The 20100-nt window shown below is 71.3% G+C and carries 21 protein-coding genes; 8 read left to right on the plus strand and 13 right to left on the minus strand.

Annotated elements, in window-relative coordinates; all coding sequences use genetic code 11:
* The first annotated feature begins 130 nt into the window (after positions 1–130).
* Positions 131–2440 (plus strand): DEAD/DEAH box helicase, encoded by a 2310-nt coding sequence (locus ACGFK0_RS27245; RefSeq protein ID WP_392909659.1) that lies wholly within the window; start codon positions 131–133, stop codon positions 2438–2440.
* 118 nt (positions 2441–2558) lie between these two features.
* On the opposite strand, the gene ACGFK0_RS27250 is transcribed toward ACGFK0_RS27245, so the two are convergent.
* From ACGFK0_RS27250 to ACGFK0_RS27295, 10 genes are all read right to left on the minus strand, one after another.
* Entirely contained in the window at positions 2559–2930 is a 372-nt protein-coding gene (locus ACGFK0_RS27250) for a hypothetical protein (RefSeq protein WP_392909663.1), read from the minus strand.
* 267 nt (positions 2931–3197) lie between these two features.
* On the minus strand, positions 3198–4472 hold the full coding sequence (locus ACGFK0_RS27255; protein ID WP_392909667.1) for a hypothetical protein: 1275 nt from the start codon (positions 4470–4472) through the stop codon (positions 3198–3200).
* Positions 4473–4684: 212 nt separating this feature from the next.
* Positions 4685–5083, minus strand: a complete 399-nt coding sequence (locus tag ACGFK0_RS27260; protein ID WP_392909671.1) for an Rv3654c family TadE-like protein — start codon at positions 5081–5083, stop codon at positions 4685–4687.
* A gap of 2 nt (positions 5084–5085) precedes the next feature.
* Complete coding sequence (locus ACGFK0_RS27265; RefSeq protein WP_392909674.1) at positions 5086–5472, minus strand: TadE family type IV pilus minor pilin; 387 nt, start codon at positions 5470–5472, stop codon at positions 5086–5088.
* A gap of 11 nt (positions 5473–5483) precedes the next feature.
* Complete coding sequence (locus ACGFK0_RS27270; protein ID WP_392909678.1) at positions 5484–5669, minus strand: DUF4244 domain-containing protein; 186 nt, start codon at positions 5667–5669, stop codon at positions 5484–5486.
* Positions 5670–5783: 114 nt separating this feature from the next.
* The gene (locus tag ACGFK0_RS27275) at positions 5784–6434 is read right to left on the minus strand and encodes a type II secretion system F family protein (protein WP_392909682.1); all 651 of its coding nucleotides are present in this window, start codon (positions 6432–6434) and stop codon (positions 5784–5786) included.
* A 240-nt stretch (positions 6435–6674) separates the two neighbouring features.
* A complete protein-coding gene (locus ACGFK0_RS27280) occupies positions 6675–7370 on the minus strand; it encodes a type II secretion system F family protein (protein ID WP_392909687.1) in 696 nt (231 codons plus the stop codon).
* Positions 7367–8518, minus strand: a complete 1152-nt coding sequence (locus ACGFK0_RS27285) for a TadA family conjugal transfer-associated ATPase (RefSeq protein ID WP_392909692.1) — start codon at positions 8516–8518, stop codon at positions 7367–7369. The genes ACGFK0_RS27280 and ACGFK0_RS27285 overlap by 4 nt, the downstream gene beginning before the upstream one ends.
* Positions 8515–9594 carry a septum site-determining protein Ssd gene (ssd, locus tag ACGFK0_RS27290; protein ID WP_392909696.1) on the minus strand — a complete coding sequence of 360 codons (1080 nt, stop codon included), beginning with the start codon at positions 9592–9594 and terminating at the stop codon, positions 8515–8517. The genes ACGFK0_RS27285 and ssd overlap by 4 nt, the downstream gene beginning before the upstream one ends.
* Before the next feature lie 988 nt (positions 9595–10582).
* Positions 10583–11374 (minus strand): oxidoreductase, encoded by a 792-nt coding sequence (locus tag ACGFK0_RS27295; RefSeq protein ID WP_392909700.1) that lies wholly within the window; start codon positions 11372–11374, stop codon positions 10583–10585.
* A gap of 243 nt (positions 11375–11617) precedes the next feature.
* On the opposite strand from ACGFK0_RS27295, the gene acs reads away from it, so the two are divergent.
* The 5 genes from acs (at position 11618) to ACGFK0_RS27320 (ending at position 15753) form a co-directional block, all read left to right on the plus strand.
* Positions 11618–13585, plus strand: a complete 1968-nt coding sequence (gene acs / locus ACGFK0_RS27300; RefSeq protein ID WP_392909704.1) for an acetate--CoA ligase — start codon at positions 11618–11620, stop codon at positions 13583–13585.
* A 58-nt stretch (positions 13586–13643) separates the two neighbouring features.
* The gene (locus ACGFK0_RS27305; RefSeq protein WP_392909708.1) at positions 13644–13868 is read left to right on the plus strand and encodes a Na+/H+ antiporter NhaA; all 225 of its coding nucleotides are present in this window, start codon (positions 13644–13646) and stop codon (positions 13866–13868) included.
* Positions 13869–13880: 12 nt separating this feature from the next.
* Positions 13881–14312, plus strand: coding sequence for a phage holin family protein (locus ACGFK0_RS27310; RefSeq protein WP_392909712.1), 432 nt, complete (start codon positions 13881–13883; stop codon positions 14310–14312).
* An 8-nt stretch (positions 14313–14320) separates the two neighbouring features.
* Positions 14321–15244 (plus strand): alpha/beta fold hydrolase, encoded by a 924-nt coding sequence (locus tag ACGFK0_RS27315; RefSeq protein ID WP_392909716.1) that lies wholly within the window; start codon positions 14321–14323, stop codon positions 15242–15244.
* A 149-nt stretch (positions 15245–15393) separates the two neighbouring features.
* Positions 15394–15753 (plus strand): DUF309 domain-containing protein, encoded by a 360-nt coding sequence (locus tag ACGFK0_RS27320; RefSeq protein ID WP_392909720.1) that lies wholly within the window; start codon positions 15394–15396, stop codon positions 15751–15753.
* Position 15754: 1 nt separating this feature from the next.
* Here the strand turns inward: ACGFK0_RS27320 and ACGFK0_RS27325 are convergent, their stop codons facing one another.
* From ACGFK0_RS27325 to nth, 3 genes are all read right to left on the minus strand, one after another.
* Positions 15755–16951 carry a MarP family serine protease gene (locus ACGFK0_RS27325; protein ID WP_392909725.1) on the minus strand — a complete coding sequence of 399 codons (1197 nt, stop codon included), beginning with the start codon at positions 16949–16951 and terminating at the stop codon, positions 15755–15757.
* A gap of 191 nt (positions 16952–17142) precedes the next feature.
* Positions 17143–17802: an NUDIX hydrolase gene (locus tag ACGFK0_RS27330; protein ID WP_392909729.1), complete on the minus strand. Its 660-nt coding sequence runs from the start codon at positions 17800–17802 to the stop codon at positions 17143–17145.
* A gap of 52 nt (positions 17803–17854) precedes the next feature.
* Positions 17855–18610, minus strand: a complete 756-nt coding sequence (gene nth / locus ACGFK0_RS27335) for an endonuclease III (RefSeq protein ID WP_392909731.1) — start codon at positions 18608–18610, stop codon at positions 17855–17857.
* A gap of 62 nt (positions 18611–18672) precedes the next feature.
* Between nth and ACGFK0_RS27340 the strand changes: the two genes are divergently transcribed.
* Both ACGFK0_RS27340 and ACGFK0_RS27345 read left to right on the plus strand, forming a co-directional pair.
* A complete protein-coding gene (locus ACGFK0_RS27340; protein ID WP_392909733.1) occupies positions 18673–19554 on the plus strand; it encodes an SDR family NAD(P)-dependent oxidoreductase in 882 nt (293 codons plus the stop codon).
* Complete coding sequence (locus ACGFK0_RS27345) at positions 19551–20090, plus strand: carboxymuconolactone decarboxylase family protein (RefSeq protein ID WP_392909735.1); 540 nt, start codon at positions 19551–19553, stop codon at positions 20088–20090. Before ACGFK0_RS27340 ends, ACGFK0_RS27345 begins: the two co-directional genes overlap by 4 nt.
* The last annotated feature ends 10 nt before the right edge of the window (positions 20091–20100 follow it).

A 20100-nucleotide genomic window follows, 5' to 3' on the forward strand; every position in this document is an offset into this window, starting at 1 on the left:
ATCGCCCACACGGGCGAAAGTTCGCGCCATCCCGTCTGACCTGCTGATCCAGTGGCCAGGACAGGGGGACGGGCACACCGGCGCCGGGGCGTTCCCGTAGTTTTGCCCCGGCTGGCAGACTGAAAACCTGATGGGCGCCCAAAGATCTTCATCCCCCCTCGACCGGCTGCTCGCCGACCCCGCACGGCGCGAACGCATCACCCATGTGGAGAGCGTTCCCGCACGTCAGGGCCGTCGAGCCGACTGGCCCGCCTGGTCGCCGCCGCTGCTGGTCGAGCGGCTGGCCGCGACCGGGATCGAGGCACCCTGGCAGCACCAGGCCGCCGCCGCCGAACACGCCCGCGCGGGCCGCTCTGTGATCATCGCCACAGGGACGGCGTCCGGGAAATCCCTGGCCTACCTGCTGCCTTCCATCGAGGCGATCTACGCGGAGGATGAGAATCCTCGCCACGAGGGGACGATCCTCTACCTGGCGCCGACCAAGGCCCTCGCCGCCGACCAACTCCGCGCCCTGCGCTCCCTGCGCCTCACGCGTGTCCGCGCGGCGACCTACGACGGCGACACGCCGCAGGACGAGCGAACCTGGGTCCGGCAACACGCGAACTACGTGCTGACGAACCCGGACATGCTGCACCGGTCGATCCTGCCGAGCCACTCCCGATGGGCGTCGTTCCTGCGCCGCCTCCGCTATGTCGTCATCGACGAGGCGCACGGCTACCGCGGCGTCTTCGGATCGCACGTCGCGCACGTCCTGCGCCGCCTGCGCCGCCTGTGCGCCCGCTACCACGCCGACCCGACCTTCGTCCTGGCCTCGGCCACCACGTCCGAGCCCGCGGCCACCGCGTCCCGCCTCACCGGACTGGACGTCGTCGCCGTCGACGACGACGCCTCACCGCGCGGCCCGGCGACGTTCGCGCTCTGGGAACCGCCCCTCACCGAACTGCGCGGCGAACGCGGCGCCCCGATCCGCCGCACAGCCACCGCCGAAGCCGGCGACCTCCTGGCGGACCTCGTCGTCGAAGGCGTCCAGACGCTCGCGTTCGTCCGCTCCAGGCGCGGTGCGGAGTCGGTCGCGCTCAGCGCCAAGCGCGCCTTGCACGAGGTCACCCCCGCCTTGGCCGAGCAGGTCGCCGCCTACCGCGCCGGCTACCTCCCCGAGGAACGACGCGCACTGGAAGCCGCACTCCGCTCCCGTTCGATCATCGGCCTGGCGAGCACGAACGCCCTGGAACTCGGCGTGGACGTCTCCGGGCTCGACGCCGTCCTGGTCTGCGGCTGGCCCGGCACCCGCGCGTCCCTGTGGCAGCAGTCCGGACGCGCCGGGCGGTCCGGCCAGGCGGCACTCTCGGTTCTGGTGGCACGCGACGACCCGCTCGACACGTTCCTCGTCCACCACCCCGAGGCGATCTTCGGGACGCCGGTCGAGGCCACCGTGCTCGACCCCGACAACCCGTACGTCCTTGAACCCCACCTTTGCGCCGCGGCATCCGAGATGCCGCTCACCGAGGACGATCTCCCGCTCTTCGGCCCCTCCACCGCCGACCTGCTGCCCGACCTCGTCCGCCGGGGCCTTCTCCGCCGCCGCCCCGCCGGCTGGTACTGGACGCGCCGCGACAAGGCCGCCGCCCTGGCGGATATCCGGGGAGCGGGCGGTGAACCCATCCAGGTCGTCGAACTGGGCACCGGACGCCTCCTCGGAACGGTCGACGAGGCGTCCGCGCACACCACCGTCCACGAGGGCGCCGTCTACATCCACCAGGGCGACTCGTTCATCGTCCAGACCCTCGACCTGGACGACTCGGTGGCGCTCGTCGAATCGGCCGACCCCGACTACTCGACGACCGCCCGCGACGTCACCGACATCACCATCGTCGAACGGCTCCGCTCCACGTCGTGGGGCGAGGCCACCCTCTGCTTCGGAACCGTCGAAGTGACGCGCCAGGTGGTCGCCTACCAGATGCGCCGCCTGCAGACAGGCGAGATGCTCGGCGAGAAACCCCTCGACCTCCCGGCCCGGACCCTCCGCACCCGCGCCGTCTGGTGGACGCTCTCCGACGCCCAGATCTCCTCACTGGACAGGCTCGACCTGGCCGGCGCCGCCCACGCCGCCGAACACGCCTCGATCGGCCTGCTCCCCCTCTTCGCGACGTGCGACCGCTGGGACATCGGCGGCGTGTCCACCGCCGTCCACCCCGACACCGGGCTCCTCACCGTCTTCGTCTACGACGGACACGAGGGCGGTGCGGGCTTCGCCGAACGCGGCTACGCGGACGCCGCCGAATGGCTCCACGCCACCCGCGACGCGATCGCGTCCTGCGAATGCGACTCCGGCTGCCCGTCCTGCATCCAGTCCCCCAAATGCGGCAACGGCAACGACCCGTTGGACAAACGAGGCGCCCTGGACCTCCTCGCCATCCTCCTGGCCCAGGCCCCGGCCTGACCCCGGCACCGCCGGCCAGGCGAACCCGTCGGCGCCGAGGGCTTCGGCAGGCGGTGACGGAGCGTCGACGGACTCAGGTGTGCAGGGTACGCAGTACACGGCCCCGTGACCGCAGGCGTCAGTTCGGGGCGACGCGCTGCGCCGGCACCGACGGCTGATCGTGGCCGCCGCGCCGCGCCTGCGCCAGGGCCTGCTGCAGCTTCCGCCGCTCTATCTCAAGCGTCTGCAGGGACTCCTCGTGCTCGTCCCGCAGGTCCCGCAGCTCCCGGCGCATGCCGACCGCACGCTTGAAGCCCAGCGCCGCGACCACCATGCCGGCCATGAAGACGATGGCGACCACGGCTCCGGCCATGAAGACGTGCCACTGCTCCGTGATCCCTGGAACGGCGTCGCCGAACATGGTCATCTCCGCGGCGCCCGTGTTGTCCAGCACCACGACGACGGCGGCCACGATGGCGGCGAGCGCGACGATCAGCCCCAGGATGATCATGCGGAGGGTCTCCTTCCCTCAGGCCCCCGCCTCTCGAACGGCACGGACCGTGGTTTCGGACGACATGGACGCATTACCGGACGACCCGGGTGATCCACCCGGCAGGCAGCCTAGACCGTTCACAAACAGTGGTCCAGGAGTGGGTTTTGTACCCACGTCCCGGAACGATGCGCGCCCAGCCCACCAGCGGCAGCGCGTGCGCCGGGGCGGGGCGGGGCGGCGACCCGACGTCCGGGTGCCCCGGCCCGGGTCCGGGTTCTTGGCCGGTTACTTGCGGCGAGAGCGCCTGGACTTCGAGCCGGACTTGGAAGCGATGCTGACGTCCACACCGCTCGCCCCCTTGCCGAGCGTCGCGGGACGGCGCGCGGGCTTCGCCTTGGCCGACGGCGGAGTCATGACCATCGTGTCACCTGAGCGCGGCTTCCGGCCCGAGCCGCCCTTCTTGCCTCTGCCGCCGACCGCCAGGACCGGGGCCGTCTTGGCGAGAGCCTCGGCGCGTGCGATCTGCTCGCGGGTCTTGCTGACGCGCCTGCGGCCGGTGCCGCTGCGCGCGATGCGGGCCGCCATGCCCTTGGTGCTCGTTCCCGCCTGGGCGACGCGCAGGCGGCGCGTCCAGGTCCCGAGGTGCGCGGCGACGATCAGGAGGACCATCGCGATACCGACGCTCTTGCCCCACTGGAGCCGGTCCGTGGCCGCGATGTTCTGGGCCCTCGGCGGGTCGGTGGCGATCTGCGGCGCGGGGTAGGTCAGCCCGGGTGCGGCACCGTCGGGCTGAACGGACGGCAGGGTCACCGGCGACTCGTTGTTGAACGGCGTCAGCGGGGTCCCGGCGCTGGGCGCCCCACCCGTCGGGAGGGACGGCGCGGAGCCGCCGGGCAGCGATGCCGAACCACTGCTCACCGTGGCGTTGGCGGTGGCGGTACGCGAGGACAGCGATCCGCCCGTCCCGGTGGGACGCTGCGCCTGGACGCCCACGGACACCGAACCGCTCGACCGGGTCAGCGAAAGGGCGGCCGAGCAGCTCGTCCCCTGGCAGAGCGAGCCCACCGAACCGGACTTGGACTTCACGCCGGAACCCGAGAGCGCGTAGCCGCTCAGGTCGTCTTCAAGGCCGCGGTTCCACTTCACGACGAGTTTGCCGCCGGACACCCGGGCGGACACACCGGTGGGCGCTGCCGGCGCGATGCGCACGGTGAAGGTGTTGGAGTCGTAGATGTGCCCGGTCTGCTTGCCCTTGAGGTAGGCCTTGTAGCGGCCGTTCCGGCGAATCGAGAACGTCCCGGACAGGTCGCCGGCGAGGCCCCCCTCCTTGAGGAACGTGTTGCCGATCCCGGGGCCGTCGACCCACAGCTGCATGCTGATCGCGAAGTCGAAGTGGGCTTTGGCGGTCAGCTCCGAACCGCTCGTGATGACCGCGCCGTCCTCCGGGGTGATGACGCTCGTCGTGGCGGCCGCCTGCGCGGGGAGTGCGGCGAGTACCGGGAAGCTCATCGCAAGGGGGGCCGCCAGCGCGACTGCACCGATCCTGCGAATGATGGTCACGGCCTCAATCCCTTCGACAGCGTTCTGCTCGTCTCATCCCGCCGAGGGCCTCGCGGGGGCACACCGTCCCGTGCGATAACTGCACGCTTACAGAAGCGTAACGCACCACCGGGTAGCAGAAGTCACAGGACGATGACAAAGACACATGCGTTTCATCGTCCGCGACTCGACTCCCCTGCCTATTGACACTCAGTGCAAAGAGCTGTGTCGCGTCAGGGTACGCCCTCCTGCTTCACAGGGCCAGCCCTTGCCCGGGATAGGACTCGCACAGCCCCAAGCCCCATGGGCACCACCAGATCCAACGCGACCGACACCTCGACGACGTCGTCCGCGACCCGGCACCGCACCAACCGCGCCCCGGACTTCATCGCGATCGTCTTCGCCCGCCCGCAGACGTCCGCTCCGCCCTCCGCCGCCCGGGCCGCACCGGCCAGCGCCGCCAGATCAGCCGCCGCATCCGCCCGATGCCGGGCACCACGCACCCCGCCGACCGCCACCGCGGCCATCCCGCCGATCCAGATCACGGCGGCGAAGGCCAGGACCCAGATCGTCCCCGACCCACGATCCGCCCCGGGCGACACCCGTACTCGTTCACCAGCTCCGGCCACCACACCTACCTCTCACTACCGCCACCCCCCTCGGTACCGCCACCCGGACCAGGCGCCGCCGGTGGGACGCCTGGTTCTGTCGCGGCGGCCACGTGGACGTGGACGATCAAGGGCGGCAGGCCGGCTGCCGCCGGGGGCTTGACGGGGGCGGAGACGTCCACGTGGACGGTGGCTTCGTCTCGGCTCACCCGCACGGCGGCTCCCTTGGGGACGGCCTTCACCACCAGTTCGCGCACGGCGGTGAGGGACTCGCCCCTGGCCGCCGCACGAGCACCGGCTCGAGCTGCGTCCGTGCAGGTGAGCTGGACGGACGCGGCGGTCAGGCCCCACAGCGCCATCGCGGTCACCAGGACCAGGGTGGGGAGTGCCACGGCGATCTCCGCCGTGGCCATCCCGCGATCCCTCAGCCGGCCAGCTTGAGCGCCTTCTCGATGATCTGTAAGAGCAGCTCCTTCACCTGGGGACTGGTCACGATCTTGAACAGCAGGCCGGCGAACGCCGCCGCGGCGATGGTGCCGACCGCGTACTCGGCCGTGGACATTCCCCGGTCGCCGTGCAGGCGGGGCCATCGCCGCACTGCCATCTGCATCGCCCGCATGGGGCTCCTTTCCCTCGTGGTCGTTTCCCTCGTGGTCGTTCCGTTCAGAGGCTGCCGAGTCGCGGGGCGGGGCGCCGGGTGAACGGCGCACTGTGGATAACCCGGTCACCGCGGCAGGAGGATGGTCGAGGCGATCCCGGCGACGGCCGGGACGACGCCGAGCAGGACGAAGGCGGGAAGGAAGCACAGGCCGAGTGGGGCGAGTGCGCGGATGCCCGCCGACCGTGCCCGCTCCGCCGCGGCCGAGCGCGCCACGCGCCGCTGGTCTCGGGCGAGGCGGCTCAGGGACGGGGCCAGTGCGGCACCGGTGGACGCCGCCCTGACGGTCGTGCGAGCCAGCGGGGCGAGCATCGGCTCTTTCGCGAGCGTGAGCCATGCTTCGGCCGGGTCGGCTCCCAACCGGATCTGGATGGAGACGGCTTGCAGTTCGTCCCCAAGCGGGCCGCCCACCGCGTCGGCGACAGCGGTGACCGCGTCGTGCCAGGGAGCGCCGCCGCGCAGGCAGGCCGCGAGGAGATCCACTGCCACGGGCAGGTCCGCGACGAGGCGCGCCCGCCTGCGTCTTCGTTCCGCGTTCCCCAGGCGGCCGAACGAGAACCAGACGGCCACCGCGACCAGGACACCGATCACGGTGCCGGTCGGCCCGCCCAGCGTCACCATGCACAGCACTCCCGCCATGCCCGCAGCCAGCCGGCGGAGGACGGCGTCACGTCGCCCGGCTTCGGCTCCCGCCTTGCCTGGCCTGTGTTCCGGCATCGTCGCGATACTCCGGGGCCGGAGGGCGTGATGAGGTTCGCGCCGACCCTGGTCGCCGCGCTTTCCCTGGTCCGGGTTCCGCCGTGGTGCGGGGCGTACGGGTCTCCGGAACTGGTTCCGCAACCTGTTCACGGCCGGATTCGTGCTTCTGGGAAGAAGGAAGGCCGACACTGCCGCGCACAGCACGGCCATCAACGCCGTCATCAGAGCTCCTTCAAGGTGGGTGGCCCCTGGCAGGCGTCAGCGGATGGACTCCGCGGATCTGGCCAGGTGGCGGGTCCAGTAGAGGCCGGTCAGGTTGAGGGCCGCACCTGAGGTCAGGCACGCCGCGCCCAGAAGAGTGGTGAAGAGGAAGGGGATCGGGTGGGCGCCCAGGGCCGCGGCCATGGCCAGGCCCAGGACGGGTAGTGCGGCGAGAAGGCGAGCCATCGCCCGAGGGCCGGCCAATTGGACGGAGACGTCCTGGCGCTGGGACTCTTCGTCGCGGAGGGCGACGGCCAGTCCGTCCAGGACGGTGGCGAGGGTGCCGCCGCGTTCGGAGCCGACTCGCCAGCAGGCCGCCAGGAGCCGGAGACCCTCGGCGCCCGGCCGGGCCGCCAGTTCCCCCAGGTGTTCGGACGGTGGACTGGGGACGCTGAGCAGTTCCTTCGAGACGTGCGGGTCGAGGACGGTGGCGGCCGCTGTGAACGCCTCGTCAGGGGTGCGGCCCGCGGCGAGTTCGGCGGCCATGGCATCGCAGAGTTCGATGACGGCCGTGCGCCGGCGATGGGGCCGGGTTCTGCGTTCTCGCAACGCGTCGACTCTGTCTTTGACGCGGATGAGCGGGTTGCCGGACGGGCGGGTGACGAGGCGGTCCAGCCGGAGGACGGCGGGAGCGGGGGTCAGAAACGTCCAGACGGCGGCGGCCGAGCAGAGAATCGCCAAGGCGCTGATCATGGGCTTTCTCGCAGCCGGGTGGCGAGGGACTCGGCACCCGGGGACCGGATGACCTCGCCGGACGCGGTGAACGAGACCGCGGGGACGACGCCGACCAAGCCGTCGGGAGCTCGGCGGAGGAGGCAGATCTCCGCCACGCGGCGGCGTCCTCCGCCCGGTTCGCGGACCAGATGGACGACGATGTCCAAGGCCGCGGCCAGCTGGCTGTGCACGGCCTCCCGGGTCAGGCCAGCCGCACAGGCCAAGGCTTCGAGGCGGGCGGGCACATCCCCGGCCGTGTTGGCGTGGAGGGTTCCGCAGCCGCCTTCGTGGCCCGTGTTCAAGGCCTGCAGCAGGACGACGACCTCCGGGCCTCTGACCTCGCCCACCACCAGACGGTCGGGGCGCATGCGGAGGGCCTGGCGGACGAGGTCGTTCAACGTCACGCCCCCGGCGCCCTCCATGTTGGGCGGCCGTGCTTCCAGCCTGACCACGTGCGGGTGGGACGGTTTCAGTTCGGCGGAGTCCTCCACCAGGAGGAGCCGTTCGGCGGGATCCGCCAGTGACAGGAGCGAGCTCAGAAGCGTCGTCTTGCCGGTTCCCGTTCCGCCGGTGACCAGGAAGGCGGCCCGGGATCGGATCAGTGCGGCGAGCAGTTCGGCGCCCTCGGGCGGGACGGTGCTCGCGGCGATGAGCTCGTCCAGGGTGAAGGCGCGGCGGCGAGGGAGCCGGAGGGACAGGCAGGTCCCGGTCGCGGCCACGGGCGGGAGGACGGCATGGAGCCGCACTCCGCCCGGGAGGCGGGCGTCGGCGTAGGGGGCGGCGGAGTCGAGGCGGCGCCCGGCGGCGGCGGTGAGGCGCTGTGCCAGGCGGCGGAGGGACGGCTCGTCCGGGAACCGCAACGCGGTGCGGACGAGACCGGAGCCCGCGTCGACCCAGACCTCGTCCGGGCCGTTCACGAGGACATCGGTCACGTCCGGTGAACGCAGGAGCGGCTCCAGAGGCCCGGCGCCGACGAACTCGGCGTGCAGTTCGTCGGCGAGCGTCAGCACTTCGCGGTCGCCGAGCAGCCGTCCCTCCGCACGCAGCGCCGCGGCGACCCGGCCGGTGGTCGGCTCGCCGCCGGAGTCGGCCAGCCTGTCCCGGATGGCATCGGACAGCCTGGTCATGCCGCCTCCTCCCGGTATGCGTAGGGCTGGAGGGCGAGGTCGGCGAGGACGCCGGCGCAGAACTCGGCGAGCGGCCCTCGGCGGCAGGCCCGTTCGAGGCCGCCCTCGTCGACGGCGGTGGGCAGGCGGCGGTCGCGTTCGAAGGCGCCGGCGGACGGGATGTCGAGCGCGCGCGTGACCGCGTCCGCGGTGAGCCCGCCGGGCGCCGGGCCCTGGACGATGAGCCGCACGTCGGCGGTGTTGCGGCGCAGGGCGGCGGCGAGACCGTCGGCGGCGACGGTCGCGCGGACCTCGGCCGGGACGAGCAGGAACGTGACGTCGGCGGAGCGCAGGGCGGCGCGTCCGATGTCGCCGGGGTAGCGGGGGACGTCCACGATGACCAGGTCGAAGCCGCGGACGGCCGCGTCGAACAGGGACCGGACGGCGTCGTCGGAGACCGGGACCGGTTCGCCGCGCCGCCAGGACAGGATGGACAGGTCACCGGAGCGCGGCAGTGTCTCGCGCAGGGTGGCGGTGTTCAGCCTGCCCCGCCGCTCGGCGAGGTCGTGCCAGCGGACACCCTCGTGTTCCTCCAGCCCGAGCATGAGGTCGACGCCGCCGCCGAACGGGTCGGCGTCGACGAGCAGCGTGCGCAGGCCCTGCCCCGCGGCCGTGAGCCCGAGCGCGGCGGCGAGGACGCTGGCTCCCGCGCCGCCCCGCGAACCGACCACGCAGACCGTGGTGGCCCAGCCGCTCTCGGGTTCACCGGCCGCGGCGAACGCGTTGATCAGCCAGTCTTCGTGGTCGGGCAGGGCGGCGACGTCCTGCGCGCCGGCCTCGACCGCCAGCCGGTACGTTTCGGACGTGGCACCGTCGCCGGTGACCAGGACGACGCCCGGACGGCGCTGGAGGCCGGCGGACGACACCTCCCCGGCCGCGTCGGCGCCGACGAGGATGAGGGACGGCCACGTCCAGGCGGCCCTGGCCTCGTCGGCGCCGTGGGCGACTTCGGCGTGGGCGTCGGCGGCGGCCGCGAGCCGGAGCAGGCCGTCGGCGAGGGCGGGGTCGCCCGTCACGATCAGTGCCGCGAGGTTCATCGATACTCCTTCGACGTTCGGTGGGATCCACCTTGCGACGCGGAGTGACGACGCTGAAGACGTTCCGTGAACTGTGGATAACTTCGCCCGGCGTGGGGCTCGGGAGGCGGCGGGGCGGTGGCGCTCGTGCGTCTGGCGCCACCGCCCGGCCGCTTCACGGCTGGGCGACCCCCGCCGGGGGGGGGGAGAGCGGGGGTCGCCGGGCGGTCCGGCTCCGGGGGGGTAGAGCCGGCCCGCTTTCCCAAGAAAGTCTCGGGGGAGTTCGGCGTAAGCCGTGCGCAAGTCCGCCCTATGGCAGAGGCGAACTTACTGTCTCCAGTCTAGGCATATACAACATATGCTGCCCGATGGTCGAGAGTTTCGTCGAGACGCAATCCACCCTCCCAGGTGACGGTTTTTCGCACCAGGTCGGGATGATGCCCTCGGCATGCGGCGCGACGGTGTGCGCGAGGCGCCGCCCCGCCCTCGGCAGGCACCCCGTTCCCACGCACATGGAGTGCATTGGGACGGGAGTCGGAGCGTACAGGAGAACTAAAGATCTTTCCGGCCGCCCCACCGGATCCGGGACGAAATAGAAACGATCACGGTGAGTGATCAATTCCGAGTCCTGATAGATAGTTACGGATAGTCCGGAATAGCGCGTTCCATCCCCTCTTGACCTCACAGTGCACCCATGTCCCGTCCGGCGCGATGTCCGCCCGCCGTGCACAATTCCCGAATGGAGAGCTTGTCAGCAGGTCAAATGAGGCGTAGACAGGTCATACGGACCACGTGTCCGAGCACGGCAGCCGGGCACCCACGCGCGACCAGCCGCGGGAGGCGCGTCGAGACGGGCTTGACCCGGTCCGACGAATTTGAGGTGCACGCCTGGTAACCCGGTGTGACGTGACTGGCGGCGGCGTCCCGCAGAGGGGCGCCGTTCGCTTCGCTTCAGGGCCGCCGGGCACGGCGGCCCAGTCGCGGACTTCCTCGCCCCCGGCCGACAGGATCAGCCGCGCATGAAGGCTTCGCAGATGGCCTGGGAGTCGCGTGCGGCCGCCGCCACAGCCGCCGAGCAGTGCGCGATCCACTGCGCGACGCCCTCGGAAGTGCCGGACGCGTAGGCGCGGAGCGCTTCGGCGTAGTCGTCGGCGAGTTCCAGGTGCCCGACCTCTGGTGCGGCAAGCGACTTGGGGTCCAGGCCGCGGGCGACGAAGGTGAGCCGCTGGGCGGCACGGGCGACAAGCCCGTCTCCCCAGCCGAACGGACGCAGGGTCATCAGCTCGCCGTGCACGATGGCCCCGACCACCAGCGCCGGCGCCTTCGTCGACTCGATCAGCAATCCGCTGAGACTGTCCAGGCGGACGGCCACTTCGGACGGCGATGGCGGCTCACCGAGGCCCAGCACGTCCTTCACGCTCCCGTCTTCAGAGCGCGGACGTCCGAGATCGGCGTTGTCGACCGCATCCGCCGCAGCGAGGACGTGAAGTCTTGCGAGGGCCTGTCGGGGGGCCTTCCGCCACGTGTCCGTCAACGTCCCCAGCTCAGCGGATACACGCAGGGAGCCCTGGACGACCGGATCGGACGGGTTCTCGGTGGTGCGCAGCTCGTCCAGCGTCACCGATGCGCCTTCGAGGACGGCCGAGGCCCGCGCACCACGCAGCGCGGACTCGGTGGACACCTCGGCGCTGCGGCGCCGCAGGATGCGGTGGCCGAGCAGCCGGTCCACGGCGGAACGCGCGTCATCGACGGCGTCGGCGACGCCGGGCAGGTTCGCTACATCAGCAAGGGCATCGGTCACGGCCCGACCCTATGCGGTCACCCACAACGCCCATGCAACGCCCCACGGACGCGTGCGACGAAAGCGATTTCGGCGCGGCAGACTGGGGAAGGGCTGCTGTGCCGAGCTTCGGCACACGATCCGGAGTCACGGCAACCGGTCGCGCTCATCTCCGACATCCGGGGGCGGCCTTGTGGGGACCGGCGCCTTCCTGGTGAAGTGGGGATACCGGGCGACCCCGCTTCAGCTAGCAAGGAGTGCGCGTTGAGCCAGAGCCAAGAAACACTGTCGAACCTTCTTCAGGAGACCAGGCGCTTCTCCCCACCCGCAGAGCTCGCCGAGTCGGCCAACGTCAAGGCCGAGGCGTACGAGCAGGCGGCGGAGGACAGCCTGGCATTCTGGGCGGAGCAGGCTGACAGGCTCACCTGGACGAAGCGCTGGGACGACGTCCTGGACTGGAGTAACCCACCGTTCGCCAAGTGGTTCGTCGGCGGTGAGCTGAACGTCGCCTACAACTGCGTCGACCGCCACGTCGAGGCCGGACGCGGCGCCAAGGTCGCGTTCCACTGGGAGGGCGAGCCCGGCGACTCCCGGACCCTGACCTACGCCGATCTCCAGCGCGAGGTGAACAAGACCGCGAACGCCCTGCTGGAACTGGGCGTCCGCAAAGGCGACAGGGTCGCGATCTACCTGCCGATGATCCCCGAGTTGCCGATCTCGATGCTGGCGTGCGCACGCATCGGCGCCACCCACTCCGTCGTGTTCGGCGGTTTCTCGTCCGCGGCGCTCCGGACCCGCATCGACGACGCGCAGGCCAAGCTCGTCATCACCGCGGACGGCGGGTTCCGGCGCGGCAAGCCGTCCGACCTGAAGGGGATCGTGGACGAGGCCGTCGCGCAGACGCCGACGATCGAGCACGTCGTCGTCGTGCGCCGCACCGGCGGGCAGGTGACCGAGAACGACCGCGACCTGTGGTGGCACGACGTCGTGGAACGGCAGAGTGACCAGCACACCGCCGAGCCCATGGACGCGGAGCACCCGCTGTACATCCTGTACACGTCCGGGACGACCGGAAAGCCGAAGGGGATCCTGCACACCACGGGCGGCTATCTGACCCAGTGCGCGTACACCCACTGGGCGGTGTTCGACCTGAAGCCGGAGAAGGACATCTTCTGGTGCTCGGCCGACATCGGCTGGGTCACCGGGCACTCCTACATCGTGTACGGGCCTCTCGCCAACGGCGCGACCAGCGTCATCTACGAGGGGACGCCCGACACGCCCGACAAGGGCCGCTGGTGGGACATCATCCAGAAGTACAAGGTGTCCATCTTCTACACCGCGCCCACGGCGATCCGCACGTTCATGAAGTGGGGCGACGACATTCCCGCGCAGTACGACCTGTCGTCCCTGCGCGTACTGGGGTCCGTCGGTGAGCCGATCAACCCCGAGGCCTACGTCTGGTACCGCAAGCACATCGGCGGTGACCGCACCCCGGTGGTGGACACGTGGTGGCAGACCGAGACCGGCGCCATCATGATCAGCCCGCTGCCCGGCGTCACGGAGTGCAAGCCGGGTGCGGCGATGCGTCCGCTGCCCGGCATCGCCGCCGACGTGGTGGACGACCAGGGCCGGTCGGTGCCGAACGGCGGCGGCGGCTTCATGGTGGTCAGGGAGCCGTGGCCCGGCATGCTGCGGACGATCTGGGGCGACGACGAGCGGTACGTCAAGACGTACTGGTCGCGTTTCGAGGGCCTGTACTTCGCGGGCGACGGCGCCAAGAAGGACACGGACGGCGACATGTGGCTGCTCGGCCGCGTGGACGACGTCATGCTCGTGTCCGGGCACAACATCTCCACGACGGAGGTGGAGTCGGCCCTGGTCGCGCACCCGAAGGTCGCCGAGGCGGCGGTCGTGGGCGCGACGGACCCGGTCACCGGGCAGGCCATCGTCGCGTTCGTCATCCCGCGCGGCGACGCCGGCGGGGACGTGGAGGGCGAGGAGTTCCTGAAGGAACTGCGCGACCACGTCGCCAAGGTGCTCGGCCCGATCGCGAAGCCCCGGCAGATCATGATGGTGCCGGAGCTGCCCAAGACCCGCTCCGGCAAGATCATGCGGCGGCTGCTGCGGGACGTCGCCGAGAACCGCAGCATCGGTGACGTCACCACGCTCGCCGACAGCACGGTCATGGACCTCATCTCCGAGAAACTGCCGAGCGCCAAGTCCGACGACTGACGGACACTGACGCACGACCGACGCACGACCGACCGCGGAACGACACGGCCCGCGTCCGGTGGAACAACCCACCGGGCGCGGGCCGCCGCCATGGTCGGTAGGTTCAGGGGGTCTTCACGGGGCGGGTTCCACCGTTTCGCTGCTGATCGGCGGTTTGGCCTATACCGACCCGTCACAATTCGAGAGAGTGACGACTGCGGTTCTGATCGCGAGCATTCCCGCCTCGGCGGCCGCGGCCGTCGTCTTCCGGAGAAGGGTGCGTCTGCGCGCGCGCCCGGACTAAGGAGAAATCGATATGTCGGAGGCCCTACCCGGTGAGCGCGTCGAGGACAGGTCCGTCGGCGAGCTGGTCGCGCTGGCGTCCAAGAACGTCTCCAACCTCGTCAGGGCGGAGATGGACCTGGCCAAGCTGGAGCTCAAGGCCGACGCCAAGAAGGCCGCGCTCAGCAGCGTGATGTTCACCATCGCGGCCGTGATGGGCGGGCTCGTCGTCATCCTGCTGTCGATGTCGTTCGCGTACGGCCTGGTGGCGCTCGGCATCTGGCACTGGCTCGCGTTCCTCATCGTCGCGATCGTGTACGTGGCGCTCGCGCTCCTCCTGATGCTCATCGCCAAGCGGTTCATCAAGAAGATCGAAGGGGCGAAGCGGACCCGCAAGACGCTCAAGAACGACCTGGCCACGCTGCGGCGCCGCGGCGACTCCGATACCCCCGAGCTGACGGCCTGAATCACGCCATGTCCGGGAACGAGGCATCACTCATCGAGGTCGACGGGCCGTGGACCCACCGGCAGGTCAGCGCCGGCGGGACGCGGTTCCACGTCGCCGAAGCCGGTGAGGGACCTCTGGTCCTGTTTCTGCACGGTTTCCCGGAGTTCTGGTGGTCGTGGCACAACCAGCTCGTGTCGCTGCCCGCGGCCGGCTACCGGGCGGCGGCGGTCGATCTGCGCGGGTACGGCGGCAGCGACAAACCGCCGCGCGGCTACGACCTGGTCACTCTGGCCGGGGACGCCGCCGGGCTCGTCCGCGCACTGGGGGAGGCCAACGCGATCGTCGTCGGCCATGACTGGGGCGGGCTGCTGGCCTGGACGATGGGCGTCTACCACCCGAAGGTCGTCCAGCGGCTGGCCGCGGTGAGCGCCCCGCATCCGCTGCGGCTGCGGCAGTCCATCACCGGTGACCCGCGCGGGCAGGGGTGGGCGGCGCGCCACACGTTCGGTTTCCAGTTGCCGCTGTGGCCCGAGCGGCGACTTGTCCGCGACGACGCGGCGCTTGCGGGGAGGCTTCTGCACGACTGGTCCGCCCCGGGCTGGCCGGACGAACGCACCGAGCAGCTCGTCAGGAAGGCCGTGCAGATTCCGGGGGCGGCGCACAGTGCGCTTGAGTACCACCGCTGGCTCATTCGTTCCGTGGCCCGCCCGGACGGTATCCGCTACGCGCACCGTATGCGCGCCCCCATCCACGTCCCCACGCTCCAGTTGCACGGCGCGCTCGACACATGCACCCTCCCGGGCAGTGCCCAAGGCTCCGGCCGCTACGTGGCGGCCCCTTACCGCTGGAAGCTCATCGACGGGGCCGGTCATTTTCCTCATCAGGAACGTCCCCGAGCGTTCGACGCACAGCTTCTCGGCTGGCTGGCCGACCCCGAGCCCGAACACTGACCGCGAACCCCCCGCGAAGCCGGTGGTGGGGGGTGGGCGCGTACCGTGGAGGGATGCGGGATCGGGACGGGGCTGGACGCCCACGCAACGCACGGCCACGCGACGCGTACGGACGTCCTCTTCCTCACGGCGCGTCCGGCATACCGACGATGCCCGAAGACCTCGACCTGCCACCCGCCGAGGCCTTGGTCGAGGCCCAGCGTCTCCTTGACGAAGACCGTCCGTTCCATGCGCACGAGGTACTGGAAGCGGTCTGGAAGGCGGCCCCAGAGCCCGAACGGGAGCTGTGGAGGGGTCTGGCACAGGTCGCGGTGGGGATCACCCATCTGCGCCGCGGAAACGCTCGCGGCGCCGAGGCACTCCTGAGCCGAGCCGCCGACCGCCTTGTCCCGTACGCGGCCGTCCCACCGCACGGCGTCGACGTCCAAGGGGTCGTTCAACGCACACGTGCCCTGGCCGCCGGCGGTCCGGAGGACGGCCCGATCACCGTCCGCCTCACGAAGGCGTGACTCAGTCGGAGCACCGCTGCGTGGACACCGGCGCCGTGGCGTTCTGCCCCGCGCGCACGTCCGGGGCGACCTCGTTCGCGGTGAGGGCGTAGCCGGTCGACGGCGTGTCCAGGGCGGCGGCGAAGATGACGCCGTAGACGCGGCCGTCGGTGGTCAGCAGCGGGCCACCGGAGTTGCCGGGCTCGACCTTGCCGCGGATGGCGTAGATCTCGCGGCTGACCTGGCCGGAGTGGTAGATGTCCGGGCCGCGCGCCGTCTGCCGGGCGCGGATCCGGGCGGCGCCCGCGGTGAACGGCTGGTTCTTCGGGAAACCGGCGATGATGGCGTCGTCGCGGACGCGGGCCTCGTCGGCGAACTTCAGCGCGGGCGCGCGCAGCCCCGGCACGTACAGGACGGCGATGTCGCGTTTGGGGTCGTACAGGACGACGCGTCCGCGGCCGGTCTCGCCGTTGACGGTGGCCACCTTCGACTGGCCGCGGGCCCCGGCGACGACGTGCGCGTTGGTCATGATGTGCTGCGGCGCGAACACGAACCCGGTGCCCTCGATCCGGCGCTGGCACTGCGGCGCCGTGCTGACGATCTTCACGATGCTGGCGCGGGCGGCCTTCAGTCCCCTGGTGCTCAGGACGGACTCGTCCGGCGGCGGCACCTGCACCACGGACTCGCCGCCGAGTCCGTTGAAGACCTGCGGGAACTCGCTGCTCTTCACGAAGCCCTGGAACGAGGTGAACCAGGCCTGCGCCTGCGGCGGCATCACGTCGTTGATGCCGCCGATGACGGTGGAGCTCTTGACCTGTGTCCGGACGGGCTTGAACCCGGAGTTGGCGAACAGGCTGCCGAAGAACCAGGCGACGATCAGCAGCGACATGGCGCTGACGAAGGCGCCGCCGACCGCGTCGGCCGTGCGGGCGTTCAAGCCGGTCACCCGGTTGCGCAGGACGGCGCCGAGGGAGGACGCGAGCAGCTGCCCGAACGTGGCGGCGAGGAACGCGATGACGATGGCGAGGAGGACCTGCTGCGCGGCGCCCTCCACCGTGGCGTCCGCGATGGGCGGTGCGATCAGCACCCCGGCGACGCCGCCGCCGACGAAGCCGGCGAAGCTCAGCAGGCTCACGATGAAGCCCTGCCGGTAGCCCGAGACTCCGAACAGCACGACGAGCACGAGCAGGATCAGATCGAGAATGTGGTCGTGCAGCACCGCTTCACCGTATAGGTACGCACACCCCGTTAACGTCCCCTCGATGTACCAGATTCGGGTGCGTTGTGTAGCCGTCGGGTGTGATGCACGTTCGTCACCGTAGGCGCCCGGAGTGAGATCATCCGCCTGACCTGCGGTTCCGCTCGGGGCGACGGGTGCGGACGGTCACCGCCCCGGTTCCGGGGAGGTGCTCAGCCGCGGGACGCGAGGTTCAGGACCTCCGGCGGCAGGTCCTCGACGCGGCCGGTGTCCCAGGGGCGGTTCCAGCCGCCGGCGTCCAGGACCTGGGTGAGCAGCGCCGCCGTGAACCCCCACACGAGCATGTCCCGGACGTGGAACGCCGGGCCGAGCTTGATCCCGGACGGGTGCCGGACCATCATCCGGTTCTCCGGGTCGGTCAGTTCGCCGATGGGGACGCGTGCGACCGCCGCGACCTCGCCGGGGTGGCCGGGGGCGACGTCCGACGGCTCCCGCCACCAGCCGGCGACGGGCGTGACCCGGTGCTCGCTGCGCGACAGGTACAGCTCGGGCAGGGAGCAGAGGACGTCCACGCCGGCGGGTTCGACGCCGGCCTCCTCCCACGCCTCGCGCAGCGCCGCCGCGACGGGTCCGTCGTCCCCCGGGTCGATGCGGCCGCCCGGGAAGGCGGGCTGGCCGGCGTGCTTGTTGAGCGTCGCCGCGCGTTCGGTGAGCAGCACGTCGGGGCCGTCCGGTCCCTCGCCGAACAGGATCAGGACGGCGGCCGCGCGGGCGGCGGAGCCGTGCCGGAACATCGGCGGCACCTGCATCCGGGGGCCTTCGGCGCGGAAGCGTTCGAGCCATGGCGGGCAACTGGGGGCGGTCTCGGTCACGTCCGTTCCAACTCCGCCGCGCCCGCGTTCCTTCCCGGGCCCGGTGCCCGCGTCACGAGAACGGCCCGGGTTTGACGAGCTTCCGCGCGGTCTCCTCGTCGGTCGGGCCTTCGCCGAACGACGGGCACAGCCGTGCGAGGGGACATGCGCCGCAGGCGGGACGGCGCGCGTGGCAGATGCGGCGGCCGTGCCAGATCAGCCTGTGCGACAGCATCGTCCAGTCCTTGCGCGGTATGAGTTCGCCGATCTCCTGTTCGACCTTCACCGGGTCGTCTTCGGCCGTCCAGGCGAACCGGCGCGCCAGGCGGCCGAAGTGGGTGTCGACGGTGATCCCGGGGACGTCGAACGCGTTCCCCAGGACGACGTTGGCCGTCTTGCGTCCGACACCGGGCAGGGTGACGAGGTCGTCGAGGCGCCCTGGGACCTCACCGTCGAACTTGTCGCGCAGTGCGGCGGACAGCCCCATGACCGACTTGGTCTTGGCGCGGAAGAACCCGGTGGGTTTCAGGATCGCCTCGACGTCCTCGGGGTCGGCGGCGGCCAGGTCCTCCGGGGTGGGGTACTTGGCGAACAGGCCCGGCGTGGTCAGGTTCACCCGCATGTCGGTGGTCTGCGCCGACAGCACGGTCGCGACGAGGAGCTGGAACGGGGTGCCGAAGTTCAGCTCGCAGTGGGCGTCGGGGTAGGTCTCGGCCAGGATCCGGTTGATCCGGCGCGCCCGCCGCACGAGCGCGAGCCGGGTCTCGGGCTTGCGTCCCGCACCGCGCCGCGGGGTGCGCCCGGCCTCCGGGGCCGCATTGGTCGCCATGCCGCCAGGGTAGAGCCTTCCTTAAAAAGACAAGCATGTTCTTTTATGTTAGGGTCTCCCGCATGATTTTCGACTCCTCCCGGTGGACGGCGACCCTCGCCGGACGGCGCGTGCTGATCACGGGCGCCGCCCGGGGCATCGGCGCCGCCCTGGCCACCAGGCTGCACGAACGCGGCGCACGGGTCGCGCTCACCGGCCTGGAGCCCGACCAGCTCGCCGCCGTCGCCGCCGAATGCGGGCAGGCCCCATGGTGGTCCTGCGACGTTACCGACCGCGGCGGGGTCGAGGAAGTCGTGAACGACGCCGTGCGCGCACTGGGCGGCCTGGACGTGGTCGTGGCCAACGCCGGTGTGGCCGCGCAGATGCCGATCATCCACGGCGACCCGGCCATCCTGGAACAGAGCCTGCGCGTGAACGTCCTGGGCGTCCACAACACCCTCCGGGCGGCCGGGCCCCACATCAGCCACGAACGCGGCTACGCGCTGGCCGTGGCGTCGCTCGCGGCGGCCGTGCACGCACCCCTGCTGGGCGCCTACAGCGCGTCCAAGGCCGCGGTGGAGGCGCTGGGCAACACGCTGAGGGCCGAGCTGCGCCCGTCCGGCGCGAAGGCCGGTGTCGCCTACTTCGCCGAACTCGACACCGACATGACGCGGCGAGGGTTCGACACCAAGGCGGCGTCCGCCCTCATGAACGCGGGACCGAGCAGCAGCCTCCTGTCGAGCGTCGCGCCGCTGCGCGTGGGGATCGACGCGCTGGAACGCGGAATCGCCCGCCGGTCCAAGCGCGTCGTCGCGCCCTGGTGGGTCGGCGGGATCCTGCCCGTCAGGATGATCGCCCAGCCGGTCGTCGACCACGCCGTCCAGCGCGGCCTCGGCCAGATCCTCGACATCGCGCGAACGGAGCAGGTCGAGCTGACCACGCCGCAGCCGGAGTCCGACCGGTGACGGCACCCCGCACCACTCCCGGCCGGATCCGCGACGTGGGAGTGGTGAACTGGCTCGCCTGCCGGATCGCGGGCAGGGCCACCGGGACGGGGCCGCCCAACCTGTTCCTGACCCTGGCGCGCCGCCGCGGCCTCTTCCGCGGCTGGCTGTGGTTCGCCGGACGTCTCATGCCCGGCGGCACCCTGCCGCGCCGGGAGACCGAACTGGTGATCCTCCGCGTCGCCCATCTGCGCGACTGCCGCTACGAGTTCGACCACCACGTCCGCATCGCCCGCCGCGCCGGCGTCCGCGAACGCGACGTCGAGCGCCTCAAGGAAGGCCCGGACGCGGACGGCTGGAACCCGCGCGAGCGGGCGATCCTCACCGCGGCCGACCAGCTCCACGACCGGCGCGACCTCGACGACGACGTCTGGAAGCGGCTCCGCACCCACCTCACCGAGGGCGAGTGCGTCGAGCTGACCGTGCTCGCCGGCCACTACGAGATGCTCGCCACCGTGATCACGGCGCTGCGCATCCAGCCCGACGAGCACCGCTGAGCATCGCCGC

Origin of the sequence: Spirillospora sp. NPDC048823, assembly GCF_043198445.1 — a bacterium.
GTDB lineage: Bacteria > Actinomycetota > Actinomycetes > Streptosporangiales > Streptosporangiaceae > Spirillospora.